The organism is Lacticaseibacillus chiayiensis (genome assembly GCF_004123795.1).
Lineage (GTDB): Bacteria > Bacillota > Bacilli > Lactobacillales > Lactobacillaceae > Lacticaseibacillus > Lacticaseibacillus chiayiensis.
In genome coordinates this window covers 1-517 of the sequence record NZ_MSSM01000105.1, presented here as the reverse complement: position 1 = coordinate 517, position 517 = coordinate 1, and the positions used below count along the sequence as shown (strand labels likewise).

Here is a 517-nt window from a genome sequence, read left to right as displayed (position 1 = left end):
AGTCGAGTGGCACTGCGCCGAAAATATACCGGGGCTAAGCATAATACCGAAACTGTGGGTGCACCCGCAAGGGTGCGCGGTAGGAGAGCGTTCTAAGGGCGTTGAAGGTCGATCGTGAGGACGGCTGGAGCGCTTAGAAGTGAGAATGCCGGCATGAGTAGCGAAAGATCAGTGAGAATCTGATCCACCGTATGACTAAGGTTTCCTGGGGAAGGCTCGTCCTCCCAGGGTTAGTCGGGATCTAAGGCGAGGCCGAAAGGCGTAGTCGATGACAAGCAGGTTGAGATTCCTGCACTAGTTTATTTTGTTTAAGCGATGGAGGGACGCAGGAGGCTAAGGAAAGCGCACGGCTGGAAAAGTGCGTCCAAGCCGCAAGTCTGGTGGCGAGTGAAATGCTTGCGACCATAAGGACAAGCGGTGATGGGGAGCGAAATTAAAGTAGCGAAGTTCCTGATGTCACACTGCCAAGAAAAGCTTCTAGTGAGAAATAAACTACCCGTACCGCAAACCGACACAG

Annotated in this window: 1 rRNA gene; it reads left to right on the top strand. The window is 53.0% G+C overall.

The window, feature by feature from the left end:
* Window positions 1-517 (top strand): 23S ribosomal RNA (locus BVJ53_RS14835); the annotation flags it as partial.